This window comes from Paraburkholderia sp. FW306-2-2C-D06C (assembly GCF_058781505.1).
Window position 1 is genome coordinate 15,179 of the sequence record NZ_JBYSWU010000063.1, and the last position, 16,257, is coordinate 31,435.

Annotated in this window: 17 protein-coding genes; 8 read left to right on the forward strand and 9 right to left on the reverse strand. The window is 62.3% G+C overall.

What is annotated here, in order from left to right; translation table 11 throughout:
- Positions 1 to 183 precede the first annotated feature (183 nt).
- On the reverse strand, positions 184 to 945 hold the full coding sequence (locus AC3WLT_RS32205; protein ID WP_492595665.1) for a YoaK family protein: 762 nt from the start codon (positions 943 to 945) through the stop codon (positions 184 to 186).
- Between the two features lie 365 nt (positions 946 to 1,310).
- Between AC3WLT_RS32205 and hyfB the strand changes: the two genes are divergently transcribed.
- From hyfB to AC3WLT_RS32235, 6 genes are read left to right on the forward strand one after another with little or no spacing between them, the layout of a single operon-like run.
- Positions 1,311 to 3,320, forward strand: coding sequence for a hydrogenase 4 subunit B (gene hyfB, locus AC3WLT_RS32210; RefSeq protein ID WP_492595666.1), 2,010 nt, complete (start codon positions 1,311 to 1,313; stop codon positions 3,318 to 3,320).
- A complete protein-coding gene (locus AC3WLT_RS32215) occupies positions 3,317 to 4,267 on the forward strand; it encodes a respiratory chain complex I subunit 1 family protein (protein ID WP_492595667.1) in 951 nt (316 codons plus the stop codon). The genes hyfB and AC3WLT_RS32215 overlap by 4 nt, the downstream gene beginning before the upstream one ends.
- Entirely contained in the window at positions 4,268 to 4,927 is a 660-nt protein-coding gene (locus tag AC3WLT_RS32220) for a formate hydrogenlyase (protein WP_492595668.1), read from the forward strand.
- On the forward strand, positions 4,920 to 6,380 hold the full coding sequence (locus AC3WLT_RS32225) for a hydrogenase 4 subunit F (RefSeq protein WP_492595669.1): 1,461 nt from the start codon (positions 4,920 to 4,922) through the stop codon (positions 6,378 to 6,380). The genes AC3WLT_RS32220 and AC3WLT_RS32225 overlap by 8 nt, the downstream gene beginning before the upstream one ends.
- 3 nt (positions 6,381 to 6,383) lie before the next feature.
- The gene (locus AC3WLT_RS32230; protein WP_492595670.1) at positions 6,384 to 7,940 is read left to right on the forward strand and encodes a hydrogenase large subunit; all 1,557 of its coding nucleotides are present in this window, start codon (positions 6,384 to 6,386) and stop codon (positions 7,938 to 7,940) included.
- Positions 7,940 to 8,485, forward strand: a complete 546-nt coding sequence (locus tag AC3WLT_RS32235; protein WP_492595671.1) for an NADH-quinone oxidoreductase subunit B family protein — start codon at positions 7,940 to 7,942, stop codon at positions 8,483 to 8,485. Before AC3WLT_RS32230 ends, AC3WLT_RS32235 begins: the two co-directional genes overlap by 1 nt.
- Here the strand turns inward: AC3WLT_RS32235 and AC3WLT_RS32240 are convergent.
- On the reverse strand, positions 8,470 to 9,018 hold the full coding sequence (locus AC3WLT_RS32240) for a universal stress protein (protein ID WP_492595672.1): 549 nt from the start codon (positions 9,016 to 9,018) through the stop codon (positions 8,470 to 8,472). The genes AC3WLT_RS32235 and AC3WLT_RS32240 overlap by 16 nt on opposite strands.
- Before the next feature lie 186 nt (positions 9,019 to 9,204).
- Here AC3WLT_RS32240 and AC3WLT_RS32245 point away from each other — a divergent pair, with 186 nt between their 5' ends.
- Entirely contained in the window at positions 9,205 to 9,537 is a 333-nt protein-coding gene (locus AC3WLT_RS32245; RefSeq protein WP_492595700.1) for a hypothetical protein, read from the forward strand.
- Positions 9,538 to 9,659: 122 nt separating this feature from the next.
- Here AC3WLT_RS32245 and AC3WLT_RS32250 read toward each other — a convergent pair whose 3' ends face one another.
- The 7 genes from AC3WLT_RS32250 to AC3WLT_RS32280 all read right to left on the reverse strand — a co-directional run bounded on the left by AC3WLT_RS32250 (position 9,660) and on the right by AC3WLT_RS32280 (position 14,100).
- Positions 9,660 to 10,349: a CBS domain-containing protein gene (locus tag AC3WLT_RS32250; RefSeq protein ID WP_492595673.1), complete on the reverse strand. Its 690-nt coding sequence runs from the start codon at positions 10,347 to 10,349 to the stop codon at positions 9,660 to 9,662.
- A 201-nt stretch (positions 10,350 to 10,550) separates the two neighbouring features.
- Positions 10,551 to 10,787, reverse strand: a complete 237-nt coding sequence (locus tag AC3WLT_RS32255) for a UDP-glucose 4-epimerase (RefSeq protein WP_492595674.1) — start codon at positions 10,785 to 10,787, stop codon at positions 10,551 to 10,553.
- 75 nt (positions 10,788 to 10,862) lie between these two features.
- On the reverse strand, positions 10,863 to 11,513 hold the full coding sequence (locus tag AC3WLT_RS32260) for a BON domain-containing protein (protein WP_492595675.1): 651 nt from the start codon (positions 11,511 to 11,513) through the stop codon (positions 10,863 to 10,865).
- A 73-nt stretch (positions 11,514 to 11,586) separates the two neighbouring features.
- Positions 11,587 to 12,015, reverse strand: a complete 429-nt coding sequence (locus tag AC3WLT_RS32265; protein WP_492595676.1) for an Hsp20/alpha crystallin family protein — start codon at positions 12,013 to 12,015, stop codon at positions 11,587 to 11,589.
- Positions 12,016 to 12,198: 183 nt separating this feature from the next.
- On the reverse strand, positions 12,199 to 12,945 hold the full coding sequence (locus AC3WLT_RS32270) for a beta-ketoacyl-ACP reductase (RefSeq protein ID WP_492595677.1): 747 nt from the start codon (positions 12,943 to 12,945) through the stop codon (positions 12,199 to 12,201).
- Positions 12,946 to 13,214: 269 nt separating this feature from the next.
- Positions 13,215 to 13,673 (reverse strand): universal stress protein, encoded by a 459-nt coding sequence (locus AC3WLT_RS32275; RefSeq protein ID WP_492595678.1) that lies wholly within the window; start codon positions 13,671 to 13,673, stop codon positions 13,215 to 13,217.
- A 73-nt stretch (positions 13,674 to 13,746) separates the two neighbouring features.
- A complete protein-coding gene (locus AC3WLT_RS32280) occupies positions 13,747 to 14,100 on the reverse strand; it encodes a hypothetical protein (protein WP_492595679.1) in 354 nt (117 codons plus the stop codon).
- 504 nt (positions 14,101 to 14,604) lie between these two features.
- Between AC3WLT_RS32280 and AC3WLT_RS32285 the strand changes: the two genes are divergently transcribed.
- Positions 14,605 to 16,254, forward strand: coding sequence for an oleate hydratase (locus tag AC3WLT_RS32285; protein WP_492595680.1), 1,650 nt, complete (start codon positions 14,605 to 14,607; stop codon positions 16,252 to 16,254).
- The last annotated feature ends 3 nt before the right edge of the window (positions 16,255 to 16,257 follow it).

The window sequence follows — 16,257 nt, forward strand, 5'->3', positions numbered from 1 at the left end:
CCTGCCGAGCGCCGGCATACCCCCCGTCTTCGCGCAAACTCAACGCGACGCGACCAGCAGGCTTCTCGCCCAAGGATGCAATATTATTACCATTTCAACATAAGTCAATGATAATTTCATTATCATAGTTGACAGCTTTCAGCCGGGAACAGTCCCTCCCCCTTCGTTTTCCGCGTTTGCAGCCTAACGATCGAGGCGATAGACCCGCGCACGCAGATCGTCGAGGAGGGGCACGATGGCCAGCACGATCAGCACGGCCGCCAGCGGCACCGTCGAGGCGTATCCAATGTGCTTGAATCCCATCGCTCCCGTGAAGCCGCCGACAAAGAACATGGCCAGCATTGTCCCGTGCACTTTCAGCTTTGCCCGATTGGCCTGCACAAACGGCGCGCTGGACTCGACCCTGGAGGAGTTCCAGTAAGTGAGCTTGCCAAGCTCGATGCCGATATCCGTGACAATTCCCGTCATGTGTGTGGTACGGATTTCCGCACCCGACAGTTTTGTGATCATCGCGTTCTGCAAACCCATGATGAAACACAGGAGCACGACGGTCGCCGGCACGAACAATGTCTCCCACAAGGCGAGATGACTGCCGAGCAGACCAAAACAGAGCAGCAGGACGGCCTCGATCAGCAACGGCGAAGCGTACTGACTATGCAGTCGGCGGCGTCGCCCCCAGTTGACGAGCACAGCGGAACTGGCGGCACCCAGCAGGAACGAGATCAGCGATCCGATACCTGCGAGGACCAGTGAGAGGTCGCCCAGCGCGGCCTGGTCGGCAATCGCGGAGACCACGCCGCTCATATGGGACGTGTACTGCCTGACGGCCAGAAAACCGCCGGCGTTGATCGCACCGGCCACGAACGCCAGCGAAAAACCAAGCTGCCTGTCGGCCCCGGTACTCCGGTTCTTTCCCGTCAGGCTCCGGAAATAGTCTGCTGGCATCAGGTATCGAGTCATAGGTTCGCGTATCCGAACCGCGCTTCGGCGTAAGCGGGGACCGGCGCAGCAAGCTGGCTTCTGAGATTCCGCACGCAGACGAAACCCCGTATTCCCGACGCCTTGAACGAACACGGCGCGCCCTGCGCGCCTGTCGGCGGATCATCACGTATGGAACCGGATCAATAAAGCTGCTAGTATGATAACGTCATTATCATCAATTGGTAACCAGATGTTCCTCGCCAGATAACTCCGTTCCGGAAGAGGGCGATGCGCAGGAACGCCCCGGTTATGGAACCCGTTTCGGGATATCCTTCATCCGACGTACTAGCCGTTGAACAAGACATCTGACTGCGCCGGAGACAACACCGATGGAACATTTGCTGGTCGTCCATTTCGTGCTGCTGGTGGTTGCGGGCTGGTTGGCCGTTGGGGTCCTGGGACTCGCGAACCTGCACCGCACGCGCGTGGTGGCGCATGGCCTGTTTCCACTCGGTGCCGTATTCGGTCTGCTTCTGTGCGGACTGGGCCTGGCCGGCGTTTTCTCGAATCCCCAGCAAACCGTCCTGCCGCTCGGGTTGCCGGACCTGCCGTTCCATCTGAGGCTCGACGGCCTGTCGGCGTATTTCCTCACCGTGCTCGGCGTGGTGAGCACGGGCGTAAGCGCGTTCTCCGCCGGCTATTTCCGCAAGGGCGAGGGCACGCCGCCCGGCCTGCTGTGCTTCGAGTATCACGTGTGCCTCGCGAGCATGGCGGTGCTGCTCGTCGCAGACGACGCGTACTGTTTCATGGTTGCGTGGGAGACGATGACGCTGTCGGCGACCTTCCTCGTGATGACCAATCACCGCATCGCCGAAATCCGCCGGGCAGCCTGGCTCTACTTCCTGATCTCCCACGTCGGCGCGCTGGCGCTCCTGCTGTGCTTCGGCCTGTTGCAGGCCAATACCGGCAACTACACGTTCGCCAACATGCGTCAGCAGCATCTGGACGTGTTCTGGGCATCCATCGCGTTTCTGCTGGTGCTGTTCGGTTTCGGCACCAAAGCCGGCATTTTCCCGCTGCACGTCTGGCTGCCTGAGGCTCATCCCGCCGCGCCGTCGCCGGTATCGGCCCTCATGAGCGGGTTCGTCCTGAAGGCGGGCCTCTACGGCGTGCTGCGCACGGTGTTCGATCTGCTGCACGTGCAGATTGCGTGGTGGGGCGTGCTCATGCTGATACTCGGACTCTTCACTGCCCTGTTCGGCGTTGTGTTCAGCGCCATCCAGACGGACATGAAGCGGCTGCTCGCGTACTCGTCGATCGACAACATCGGCCTGATGTTCGTAAGCATGGGACTGGCGATCCTGTTTCGCGCGTACGGAATGAGCGCGCTGGCCGCCTTGTCGTTGACGGCGCTGCTCTACCAGATCGCCAGCCACGCGACATTCAAGAGCCTGCTGTTTCTCGGGACGGGTTCCGTGCTCCATGCGACGGGCGAGCGCAATCTCGGGCGTCTGGGCGGCCTGATCCGATTCATGCCGTGGACAGCGTGGGCCACTCTCGTGGGCGCGTTTGCCAGTGCGGGCCTGCCGCCGTTGAGCGGCTTCGTCTCCGAATGGCTGCTGCTGCAGAGCTTTCTGTTCACACCCGGTTTGCCGGACCCGTTCCTGAACATGGTGGTTCCGGTCGTCGCCGCGCTGATCGCTCTCGTGGCCGCGCTCGCGGGCTACACGATGGTCAAGTTCTTCGGCATCATCTTTCTCGGCCAGCCTCGCGAGGCGAAGTTACGCGATGCACGGGATGCAAGTCCGTGGGAGCGCGTCGGCTTCGTGTGGCTGGCGGCGATCTGCGTGCTGCTCGGGTTGCTGCCGGTGCAGTTTGTGATCGTTCTGGACCGCGTCACGCAGATGCTGGTCGGTGCGGGCATCGGCCAGGCCGTCGCAAGGAATGGCTGGCTGCTGCTCGCGCCCACGAGCGTAGATCGGGCCAGCTACATGCCGGCGGTTTTCCTGCTGTTCTTCTTTGCCTGTTGTGGGCTCGCGTGGCTGCTGGTACGCCGTCTTTATCATGGGCGCCTGCGGCGTGCGGCCCCCTGGGCCTGTGGCTTTCCGTTCGTGAACGCGCGCATGCAGGACACGGCAGAAGGGTTCGGGCAGCCGATCCGCGAAATCTTCGCGCCTCTGTTCAGGATCGACCGGCGGCTGCCCTCTCCATTCGACCCACAACCTGCGTACAGCGTCACCGTGACGGATCGCGCGTGGACCCTGATTTATGAGCCGATCGAGCGGCTGGCCAAGCGCCTCGCGGCACTGGCCGGGTTGCTCCAGACAGGCCGCATCGCGGTCTATCTGATGCACAGCTTTCTCGTGCTGATCGTGCTGCTGATGCTGGTGAGACGATGATCACGCTCTCCGGATTGCTCTCCCAGGGGCTGGAAATCCTGCTCGCACTGGCGGCGGCGCCCTTGTTGACGGGCTGGGTCAACATGTGCCGCGCCAGGTTGCAGAACCGCCGGGCGCCGAGCATCTGGCAGCCCTACCGGATGCTTCACAAGCTGTTCAACAAGGAGTCGGTCGTCGCCGACCACGCCAGTCCGATATTCCGCGGGGCGCCGTATGTTGTCTGGGCGTGCATGACGCTCGCGTGCGCGATCGTGCCGACGCTTTCGACCGACCTGCCGCTGTCGCCGGCGGCCGACGCAATCGCGCTGGTGGGTCTCTTCGCGCTGGCGCGCGTGGCCATCTCGCTGGCCGCGATGGATGTCGGCACCGCGTTCGGCACGCTCGGCGCGCGCCGCGAAATGCTGGTGGGCTTCCTCGCGGAGCCTGCGTTGCTGATGGTGCTGTTTTCGGCGTCGCTGATCACGCGGTCGACCTTGCTGACCACCATCGTCGCCACGCTCAGCCATCGCGAACTGGCAATCTATCCGAGCCTCGCGTTCGCGGGGATCGCATTCACGATGGTGTCGCTCGCAGAAAACGCGCGCCTGCCGGTCGACAACCCGACCACGCACCTCGAACTGACGATGATCCACGAGGCGCTGATCCTCGAGTATTCCGGCCGGCATCTCGCGCTGATGGAATGGGCCGCGAGCCTCAAACTGTTCGCGTACTCCTGCATCGGCCTCGCCTTGTTCATTCCGTGGGGCATCGCGGAGGCCGGCAATCCGATGGCGCTGCTGCTCGCCATACCCGCGCTCTTCGTCAAGTTGCTGGTGGGGGGCGCGGCGCTCGCGGTGGTCGAGACGACCAACGCGAAGATGCGCATTTTCCGCGTGCCGGAGTTTCTCGCGACAGCGTTCCTGCTGGCCGTCATCGGGATGCTCGTTCACTTTCTGCTGGGGGCGTGAATGCACGGCTTCGCGACGCAGATCATCAACTTCCTGGCCGCCATCCTGCTGTTGCTGTCGTTCGCGATGCTCAGCCAGCGGCGTATCCTGTCGCTGATTCATCTCTACACGCTGCAGGGACTGACGCTCGTGTCGGCCAATCTGATTCTGGGATTCGTCACCGCCGACACGCACCTCTATATCTCCGCACTGCTGACGCTCGTGCTCAAGGTCGGCCTGATTCCCTGGATCCTTCACCGGCTCGTGCTGCGGCTGAACGTCAAGACGGATGTGGAGTCCCTCCTCAATATTCCCGCCACCCTTCTGATCGGCATCGTGCTCGTGGTCGTCGCGTTCAATGTCGCGTCGCCGATCAGCCAGCTCGCCTCGTCGGTCGCGCGCGGCACGCTCGGCATCGCACTCGCCTGCGTGCTGCTGTCGTTCATGATGATGATCACACGCGCCAAGGCGATCCCTCAGGTGATCGGCTTTCTGTCGATGGAAAACGGCCTGTTTTTTGCCGCTGCCGCTGCAACGAACGGCATGCCGATGATCGTCGAACTCGGCGTCGGACTCGATGTACTGGTAGGCATCCTGATCCTCGGCGTGTTCATGTTCCAGATCCGCGAGCAGTTCGACAGTCTGGACATTCATCACCTTGAAAAACTAAAAGATGACTGAAGCCTGGGTACTGCTGCTCGTTTTCGGAATTCCGCTTTTCGCGGGCGCCTGTCTGGCGCTCGTGGGCCAGCATCATGTCGCCGCGGAGCTCAACGTCGGCTTCAGTTTCCTGACCTTTGCCGCCGCCATGCTGCTCGCCGTGCAAACCGTGGCGCACGGGCCCGCGTTCGCGCTGGGCAAGCTGTTCTTCGTCGATCCGCTGAACGTGTTTCTGGTCGCACTGACGGCCTTCGTCGGCTGGACCACGTCGATCTTTTCAAGGCCGTACATGCGCATCGAGCGTAACCGCGGCAAGATGACCGCGCCTCGCATGCGCCTCTACCACAGCATGTACCAGTTGTTCATCTTCGCGATGCTGCTCGCGCTGCTCACCAACAACATGGGCATCCTCTGGGTGGCCATGGAAGCCGCCACGCTCGCGACGGTGCTGCTGGTCAGCGTCTATCGCACCGCGGCGAGTCTCGAAGCCGCGTGGAAGTATTTCATCCTGTGCGGCGTCGGCATCGCGCAGGCGCTGTTCGGCACGATCCTCCTCTATCTCGCCGCGAGCCGGCAGCTCGGCGGCGGCGATGCGCTGCTCTGGACCAGCCTGAACGCAGTCAAGGGGAGCCTCGACCCGACCATCATTTCGCTCGCGTTCGTGTTTCTGCTGATCGGCTACGGCACCAAGGTCGGCCTCGTGCCGATGCACAACTGGCTGCCCGATGCACATGCCGAAGGCCCGACGCCGATTTCAGCGGTGCTGTCCGGGCTGCTGCTCAACGTCGCGCTGTATGCCGTGCTGCGCTGCAAGGTGCTGGCCGACGGCGCACTCCGGAACGGCCTGCCGGGCAACCTGCTGGTCGGCTTCGGGCTGCTCTCGGTGCTGGTCGCGACCTTTTCGCTGTTCCGGCAGAAAGACGTCAAGCGGCTCTTTTCGTATTCGTCGATCGAACACATGGGTCTGATGACGTTCGCCTTCGGGCTCGGCGGTCCCATTGCGACCTTTGCAGGTCTGCTGCACATGACGGTGCATTCGCTCGTGAAGTCGGCCATCTTCTTCACCGTCGGGCATGCGGCCCAAAAGGCCGGCACCCAGGCGATCGACGACATCCGCGGCCTGTTGCGCGTGAGCCCAACCGTTGGGTGGGGCATGATGCTAGGCGCGCTCGCGATCCTGGGCATGCCGCCATTCGGCGTCTTCGCGAGCGAGTTCCTGATCCTGACCACCGCGATGAGCAAACTCCCGTGGGCCACGCCCTTCCTGTTGCTCGCGCTTGCTGTGGCGTTCGCGGCCATCTTCGTGCGTGTGCAGGGCATGGTGTTCGGCGACACGACGGCCAAAGTTCTCGAACACCCGCCGGCGTTGCTGCCCGTGTTCGTCCATCTCGGCGTCGGGTTGATGCTGGGACTCTACATTCCGCCCTATCTTGCTACGTGGTATCGGCAGGCGGCGGCCATGATCGCGGGGTGACACATGCGCATCGAGGCACTCGGGCTTCCCAAACTGATTCGCCTGTCCGCGTTTGCGGGCAGGTCCTCGGCTTTTCTCGCACGGGTCGATCATGATACGTGGACCCGCACCGCCGGCACCGTGCGCGAGGCGGGTGGCCGTCTGATCTCCCTGTGGGGGGCCGACGAAACGGCAGGCACATTCGTCATCTCGGCGGCTTATGCGCTGGAAGACGGCATCCTGTGGCTTCAGTCGCCTGCAGGCGATGCGCATGAGAACGGATACCCGGATCTGTCGACCGTCTTTGCCTGTGCGGCCCGTATGCAACGCGCCGTCTACGATCTGCTGGGACTGCGCGCGATCGGCGCCGAAGATACGAGGCCATGGCTGAACCATGGTAACTGGCCTGCCGACTACCATCCGCTGCAGAAGCTGTCTTCCAGGGCCGAACGGTTCGAATCGCAGGAGGCGGACTATCCGTTCGTGCCGGTCGCCGGGGACGGCGTCCACGAGATCGCGGTGGGCCCGATCCACGCAGGCGTGATCGAGCCGGGACACTTCCGCTTCTCGGTCGTCGGTGAAAAAGTGCTGCGGCTCGAGGAGCGGCTCGGTTACGCGCACCGGGGCATCGAAAAGCTGTTCGAGCAAACGCCTCTGTTGCTCGGGCATCGTCTGGCGGGAAGAATCGCCGGGGATTCTACTGTCGCGTTCTCGTGGGCGTACTGCATGGCGGCCGAACGGGCACTCGAGGTCCAGATTCCGCCACGCGCGCAGTGGCTACGTGCGCTGTTGCTCGAGCGTGAGCGCATTGCCAACCACCTCGGCGATCTGGGTGCGCTCGGCAACGATGCCGGCTTCACGTACGGGCTGGCCGCGTTTTCTCGCCTGAAGGAAGACTGGCTGCGCCTGAACGACCGGGTCTTCGGACACCGCTGTCTGATGGATCAGATCGTTCCTGGTGGCGTGGCAACGGAGATCGATCCGCGTTTCATCACTGCAATAGAGACGCAGTGCGATCAGATCGATGCGCAGGTCCGCGTGATGCAACGCATCTACGACGATCAATCGGGACTGCAGGATCGCTTCGCGGGCTCAGGGGTACTCTCCGCCAGCGTGGCAGAGCACTTCGATGTATGCGGACTGGCCGGGCGTGCCAGCGGGCGGAAAATCGACGTACGTGTCGATCATCCTTACGCACCCTATCATGAGGTTCAGGTGCAGATGGTCAGCGACGAGCGCGGCGACGTGGCGGCCCGCGTCGCGGTCCGTTTCGGCGAGATCTATGAGTCCATCCGGCTGATCCGCACCCTGCTTACGGATCTGCCGGGCGGAGCGATTGTCTCCGGGATTGAACACGGGAGCCCGTCATCCTGTGGCGTGGGCTGGATCGAGAGCTGGCGGGGCGATGTGCTGGTCGCCATCGAGACGGGAGCCGACGGGACCCTTGCGCGCTGCCACTGTCATGACCCGTCGTGGCAGAACTGGCCGGCCCTGGAACACGCGATCATCGGCAATATCGTTCCCGATTTCCCGCTGATCAATAAGTCGTTCAATCTGAACTACGCGGGACACGACCTGTAATGTGGCAACTTCTCAAACAGATCGCGACAACCGGCACGCCGGTTCAGCGCGTGCCCGAAGGCGATGACGCATGGCGGACCGAAAGCCACCGGATCCAGCAGGACATACTCGACGTGCTCGGCCGGGCGCTGTGCATTCGCGAGATCGATGCGGGCTCCTGCAATGGCTGCGAGCTGGAAATCCATGCGCTCAACAATCCGTACTACAACGTCGAGGGTCTGGGTATCCGGTTCGTCGCGAGCCCTCGCCATGCCGACATGCTGCTGGTCACGGGCCCGCTCACACTGAACATGAAGGAAGCGGTATGGCGGGCCTACGAGGCAACGCCGCATCCGAAGCTGGTGGTCGCGGTCGGCGAGTGCGCCTGCACGGGCGGTATCTTCAAGGAGAGTTACGCCGTGTGCGGGCCACTGTCGAGTCTGCTGCCTGTCGACGTCACGATCCCGGGTTGTCCGCCGCCCCCCATCGATATCCTGAGGGGTATTCTTGTCGCGCTTCGTGCGAAACACGCAACCTCTCCGCGCGATGATCACGACCCGGGATGAGCGCGCGCGACGATGTACGTCTGGGGCGGAGAAGGCTTTGATTCAGTCGATGGCGTGCTGGCTTCCGCAACACGGCCCGCACCGGTCTGCGTCGGCTCCCGGACGACGAGAACCGGGATCTGGCAGTGCGTCAGCACCTTCAGGGTCTCGCTGCCGAGCAACAAGGCGCGCATACCGCCTCGGCCGTGGGACGCCATGACGATGAGATCACAGTTTCGTTGCGCTGCAACGCTGATAATCGCCTCGTAAGGGTGAGCGTGGTTCCTGGTCTCCGTATCGCACTCGACGCCAGCCTGGGTGGCCGCTTTTGTGACGACCATGAGGTAGTCATCCGCATGCTGTCGGGTAACCTCAATGAACCGTTCCTCGGTGTCCGCGATCATTTCGGTGCCATACGCCAGGACATGGAATTCCGGGATGACGTGGAGCCCCGTGAGTTTGGCTTCATTTTCTCTCGCGAGCGTCACCGCCATCTGGATCGCGGCTTCGGAGAGGGCCGACCCGTCAGTCGGCACCAGCAGATGCTTGAACATACGTTTCTCCCTGCGGCCAGACCTGTTCGTCTTGATGTCCTGACCAGCGCCCGCCGCTTGAGCCAATCACACCGGAATCAAGACAACTTCTTTCAGTATAGTCAGCTTTATGAAGCGTGGCGGGCCGGCTATTTCTATGACAAAGTGCCGCGTGCCGACCTTATCGAATCTTCCCGAAAACGTGCAATGACACCCATCAAGTTCATTCTCCGCTACACGGCAGTGCCGTTCATGGCAATTGTCGCCGTCGTATCCTGGGCCTCACTTCACTCGTCCGCCGAAATCGACGCCCGACAGTACGCGGCACTATCAGGCGCCTATGCCAGCTTCCCGGTGGATCTCCGGCGTGATATCGGGCAAGCGCTGCAATCGGGGAAGCTGAGCAAGTGGGATTACTCGTCGCTGGTACGGGAATCGCTCGACGACGGCGTTGTTCTCGACTGGCCGTCGGCCGATAAGGAAGACGTTGCTACCGAACGGGAAAAGCTGACCGCACTCGTCAGGGCAGACCGACTCTGAGCCGTGCGGCTCACCGAGGTTCCGGGATAAGCGCGCCGAGGTCAGCATTGCGGCCCGCCCCCCCGAAGATCGAACGCCTCGATCACGAGACTCCCCGGCCCAGGAGTTTCGCGCTTGACCTTTTATATGCCCGGCAACACTGGGTAAGGTTCAGTATGGTCTTCCACCCGCTTCACTCCGGGAATGCTTTCTGCCGCCACGCGAACGGCCTGGACCGCCTCCATCGAATGAAAGATGCCCCATAGGTGGACAACACCATCGATCACGACGATGTTGCGCCCGGCAAATGCCCAATTGTGGCCAGTCATTTCACCCATCAGCGTCGCACGAATCTCCCGATCCGAGAGGGCCACCTCCGGCGCCCGCTCTTCGGGAATGCTGGCCAATGCCTGCACAAGATTCGCGCGGCTGACGATGCCCACAAGATGACCCGCCCTTGTCACAGGAACACGTTTGATACGCCGCCTCTCCAGGATGTTGGCTACTTCGCTCAGCGGCGTGTCTTCGTCTACAGAGATGACCGGGGTGGTCATCACGTCTTGAACTTTTAGTGCATGCGTCTTGATGTAATCCCTGGCGTCATTGCTTGACGAAAAAAGATCGAGCCACCAGGAGCGCCGGCGTTGATCGGTGCCGAGCTCTTCCCGGCGCAGCAGATCGCCTTCGCTGATCATGCCTACGACATGTTCTGCCGCGTCGATTACCGGCGCGCCGCTGATTCCCTTGTCCACCAGCATCCTGGCAACCTCGCTCACGGTCATGTCAGGTTTGGCGGATACGACGTTACTGGTCATTACATCTGATGCACGCATGGCGAGACTCCTTCGCTGTTTCGGTTGGTGTCTTTGTTCACACTACGTCCATAACGGCCGGTATTTTTTGATGTGGATCAGCGCTGACACCGATATAAGCCGGTTGCGTACAGCGAGATGAGGCCATCGGGCGAACCGCTTCCACGCTCGACGCCCCTACCCGCGCCAGTTGCCGCGCGCCCCGCACGCCCTTTCACGCGCCTAAAGCGAGAGCGTCTTCGCCATCTTGAGCTGCACCCATACCATGCCTTCGCGCAAACCGGCGAGCACCGCTTCGCGTTCGGTGGGGAAAATACCGCTGTGTGTGAACTCGTGATGGAAAACGCCTTCCGGCGCATTGTGGTTGAGCTGGATCGAGCAACAGAAGCCGTCAGCCGTCTGATGCGTCACCACCGACACCGACCAGTCGTTGTCGCAGACGCTCCCCGAAAGTGCCATGAGTGACTCCTGATTTTTTCGGCCGCGCAAAGCCGATGCCGCCCCAAAGAAGCGCGCCCGGCCCCGCGCCGCAAGTTAGCCTATCGTCAGATAGTCGACGACCGTGTGCACGCCCGGCGCCGACCATGCCGCTCCGCGTACGGCCGATCGCTCGGCGGCGGAGTCGACCTTGCCGGTCAACGTGACGGTGCCTTCGTGCACCTTGATCTCGATGTGTTTCGCTTCACGCTCGGCGTGCCGTTGCAATGCCTGGCTAATCTGATCGCCGATATCCTGGGCGGCGGCGTCGCCGCCTATCCGGATCAGGTTCGACACACCCGTGACGCCCCGCATGTGCGCGACGGTGCGCATTGCAACATGGCTCCGATAAGCCCAATCCACCTCGCCGCTCAACGTCACCCAGCCTTTCTCGACCTGCACCTTGACGGTCTCCTCGGACAGACCGACGGTCCATCGCAGGATCGTGCGAACGGCGTTGGCGATATCTTCATCGGTCCGTACGTCTGTGTGCAGGAGGCGAACGTCCATTTCCACGACGACCGCCTTCACGCCGGCCACCCGCTGCGCGGCCTTTTCAGCCGCGAGTTTCTCCGCGTAGCTGGTTGGGTGTCCGGACAGCGTCACCACACGGTCGCGCACTTCGACACCGATGTCCGTGATGTCGACCGCCGGATCCCACGCCAGCTCGTCCTCGACCTGCCCTTTCAGTTCCATGTCCGATTTCATTGTCCGCTCCTTGATGGCCTGTAAAGATGCAACCGCGCCGGGACGTGCAGCTACCAGCCCGGCGCGGCGTCAATCACGCGATCGGCAGACGCTTGCGCTCGGAAGCCGCCTTCTTGGGCAGCGTCAACGAGAGGACGCCGTCCTTGTACTCCGCAGCCGCCGTGGCTTCGTCGATCTCGCTCGCGAGCGAAAACGACCGGCTGACCGCGCCCGAATACCGCTCGCGCCGAATCACGCGCTCGCCCTCCTTCAGTTCCTGATTGCGTTCCACCTTGGCGCTGATCGATACGAGGTTGCCGTCGATTTTCACGTCGATATCGTCCTTTTCGACACCCGGCAGTTCGGCCTTCACTGCGTATGCGGTATCGCTTTCCGTCACGTCGACCTTGATGTCGGCCAGCGGTGCATCGCCGCCCGCGCCACGCAGCGGGCGGAACAAGCCCTGAAAGAGTTCCGACATGGGTTCAAGCTGAAACGGGTCAAAACGGGTCAAGTTGCTCATCGTGTACCTCCTTGATTCATCCATGAACGTCATGGACATTGGACTGCATTGAGTGGCTCGGCCGCATTGCTCGCCCGGCCTCGCCGCTCTCCTGAACAGCCCGTCGAATCTCTCCGCGCAAGCGGCGCTGTCTACGCGACCTCGATGATGACCTTTAGCGCATGCGTCTCGGCCGCACGGCCGTCATCGCATATGCATGCCGCCGTTGATGGCGAAGTCCGCGCCAGTGACGAAACCCGCGTCGTCCGAACAGAGAAACGCGACGAGCGCCGCGACCTCGTCAGGTTGACCGAGCCGGCCGACCGGTATTTGCGGCAGGATTCTGGCGTCCATCACGTCCTTGGGAATCGCGGCGGTCAGCGCTGTCGCCAGATAACCGGGCGACACCGTGTTGACCGTCACGCCATGTTTCGCGACCTCCAGCGCCAGCGACATCGTGAAGCCGTGAATGCCGGCCTTGGCCGCCGCATAGTTGGTCTGACCGAACGCGCCGCGAGCGCCGTTCACCGAGCCGATGTTGACGATGCGCCCGAACCGTTGCTCGACCATCCCTTTCAGCAACGGTTTGGTCATATTGAACAGTGAATCGAGATCGGTGCGCAGCACCGCATCCCAATCGTCTTTGTTCATCCTGGCCAAGGTCGAATCGCGCGTGATGCCCGCATTGTTGACGAGCACGTCGACTGAGCCAAACTCCTTAAGCACGCGTTCTGCGCAATGCGCGCACGATTCGAAGCTGGTCACGTCCGCCTCGTACGCATGAAAACGGCGGCCGGCATCGCGTTCGTGCATGAGCCAGGTGGCGACATGGTCGTTGCGCTCGGAATGCGACATGGCGACGACCATGCCGGCGTCGTGCAGACGCCGGCTGATGGCGGCGCCGAGCCCGCCCATGCCGCCGGTGATGAAAGCAACTCGCTTAGCCGACATGGTGTTCTCCTTGCGCTGAACCGTTGAGTGCGAACTCCAGGTTCGCTCGATACGCATCAAGCGGCGTGGTGAATTCAGATGCCATGGTGCTCCTCCGGTCGTGGCCAGATGATTTGCCTAGGTACCGCACTCGTACCGCGCTCATCTCGCGGTCGAGTTCGCGGCAGCAGTCCGTTCAATGTAGGCGCCGCCGTCAGAGGCCGATTGATGTGTATCAAGCGTGCAGCGCGCCGCGGCAAAATGTGATCGGCCGCGCCGCTGAAGAACACTCAAGCCTCGGCAGGCGTTTCCCGAATCAACAACACGGGACATGGGGCGTGCCGCACGAAATGCTCCGCGACACTGCCGATCACCATGCGCCGCATGCCGCGCCGCCCGTGCGTGCCCATCACGACAAGCTCCGCGCCGCGCCGCTCGGCGCAGCGAGCGAGGCAACCGGCGATGTCCTCGGCGATGCCTTGCGTTTCGACGATCTCCGAATCACCCGCCACGCCGAGCGCCTGCATCTTCGCGCAAGCCTCGTCGAGGAAGCCGCGCCCGACCTGGCGCTCCGTGTCGGTCAGCAGATGCGGATCGCAGGCACCCGCATACGTGAACGCCCCAGACTGGTCCAGCACATAGACCGCCGTCAGCTTGCCGCCCGACAGTTTGGCCATCCGGATGCCCTCGTCCACCGCGCGCTTCGACGCTTCACTGCCGTCCACTGCCACCAGAATATTTGCGTACATGACGCCCTCCTCAAGGAGCGTTGGAAAAACGGCCACGGCGCCGCAGCGGAGGCAAGCTTGTCCGGCATCGCGTTCAACCCGGGCGTCGGTCGAGTTTGCGCTCGGCGACATCGAATGCGGCCCGTACCGCTATGTTCGGATCGGCGTTCAGGCAATGCTCGATCGGCACGAACTCCCCGTTGCGCATGATCAGGTCGAGCCGCGCGTCGAAAACCGGACAGCGGATGTCGGTGGCAGGCGCGCCTGTTCCGGCACCTCCCGGCCGTTCACGAATAGCTTCGATTGCCAGGTGACAGCCCGCGATAGACTTGCTGAACCGTTCGAGGCGCATCAGTTGCGTAGCCGCCTCGCCTTCGATCTGCGAGGTCCCGGCAAAGCCGAGATAGACGATTTGCATGCCGACACCCATCACTGTTCTCCCAGACATGCCGCGATTTCTCTGGTGAGGCCGGCTTCTTTCGCGACTCCAGGAAGATCGGCGGTACATCGTTGCCGGCAGGGTCCGACGACGCTGCCGATTCCATCGCTTTTTTGCGGAACTTCAGATTCATTCGCCGGGTGTGCGTGAGCGGTCGGGCGTGCCTCCCTGCGCAGTCAGGCCGTCGCGGTAGCGACGTATGACTGGCGGCATGATTGAATAATCGGCGCGAACGGCGCGGGGCAATTGACTTGTGTCAACGCATTGGCTAGCTGCGCGCTGGCCTGATACACACGGAAAATCAAGGGGTATTCCGCCGATGAAAGCGTCGGCTGCCATTTTTTAGATTTTCTATACGCGCGATATCGGGGCAATCAAGCGCGGGGCAATCAAGCGCGCGTTCGTGATCGGTGCTTGATCCAACTCAATCGGACCGCCGGCGCCGCGGGTATGTTGGACTAACATCCGCCGCGCGCCTCCGGGCGCCCCGCCTGCATCCGGACGGCGACGAACATGAAAAGGAATATCGACGTGCAAAACTCTGATCAGATTCCCGAACGAGCCCCTACCGCTGAAGTCGACAGCTACCGCGCAGAGGACGCCAGGTTCTACCTCGTCGGCGGCGGCATCGCTTCGCTGGCGGCAGCGGCCTTCCTGATCCGCGACGGGCACGTGCGCGGTTGCGACATCACCATTCTGGAAGCGCTCGGCAAGCCAGGCGGCAGCCTCGACGGCTCGGGTTCGGCGGAAAGCGGCTACGTCGTGCGCGGCGGCCGCATGCTCGAAAGCAAGTATCTGTGCACCTATGACCTGTTCTCGTCGATACCGGCGCTGGACGGCCGCAAAAGCGTGACACAGGAAATATTCGACTGGAACGAAACCATCAGAACCTCGTCGAGGTCGCGGCTCGTCAGGAATGGCAAACGCGAAGATTCACCCGCTTACGGACTGGATGAACAGCACCTGCTGACGCTGGGCCGCCTGTCGATCGAGCCCGAAATCATGCTCGGCAACAGCCGGATTTCCGATCACTTCGATTCGTCTTTCTTCGAGACCAATTTCTGGGTGATGTGGTGCACGACGTTCGCGTTCCAGCCCTGGCATAGCGTGGTCGAATTCCGCCGCTATCTGCTGCGCTTCGCGCATATGTCCTCCGGATTCAACCAGTTGCACGGCATCATGCGCACGGTCTATAACCAATACGACTCGATGGTCCGGCCGCTGCGCCGCTGGCTGGACGACCACGGCGTTGCGTTCCAGCCGAACACCCGGGTGATCGACCTGTTGTTCGACGAAACCTGCCTGGAGAACCGGGTTCGCGGCATCGTCTGCGAAACCGCCCATCAGCGCCTGGAGATACCGGTTGGAGCGGCAGACAAGGTCATCGTCACGCTCGGATCGATGACAGCCGGTTCCAGCCTGGGCGGCATGGATCACCCTGCGCCTTTGAATACCGTCGACAGCACGGGCGCCTGGGCCCTTTGGAAGACGATCGCCGCGGGCCGGTCCGAATTTGGCCACCCTGCCGTTTTCGCGGATCATATCGACGAGTCGAAGTGGCTGTCGTTCACGGTGACGTTGCGCGACCCGACGCTGTTCCGGCTGATCCGCGACATGACGGGAAATACGCCAGGTGAAGGCGGGCTGATTACCTTTGCGGAGTCGAGCTGGCTTGCCTCCATCGTGGTGCCGCATCAGCCGCATTTCATCGGCCAACCCGCGGACGTGCAGGTGTTGTGGGGCTACGGCTTGCGGGTCGACCAGCCCGGCGATTTCGTCAGGAAGCCGATGTCGGCCTGCACCGGCCGCGAAATTCTGACCGAAATCCTCGGCCATCTGCGGATCGAATCAGAAGCATCCCGCATTCTCGAGCGCGCCAACTGCATTCCGTGCATGATGCCGTTCATCACGAGCCAGTTCCTGCGGCGCAGCAAAGGCGACCGGCCGGACGTGGTGCCGGACGGCTGGCAAAATCTGGCATTCACGGGACAGTTCTGCGAGTTGCCCAACGATGTCGTCTTCACCGTCGAATACTCGGTACGCTCGGCGCAGAGTGCGGTGTACGCACTGCTTGGACTCGATCTTGCAGCACCCGAGGTCTACAAAGGCCAGCATGATCCGCGGATCGTGTACAAGGCGTTTTCGACGTTCGGGGATCGCTAGCGC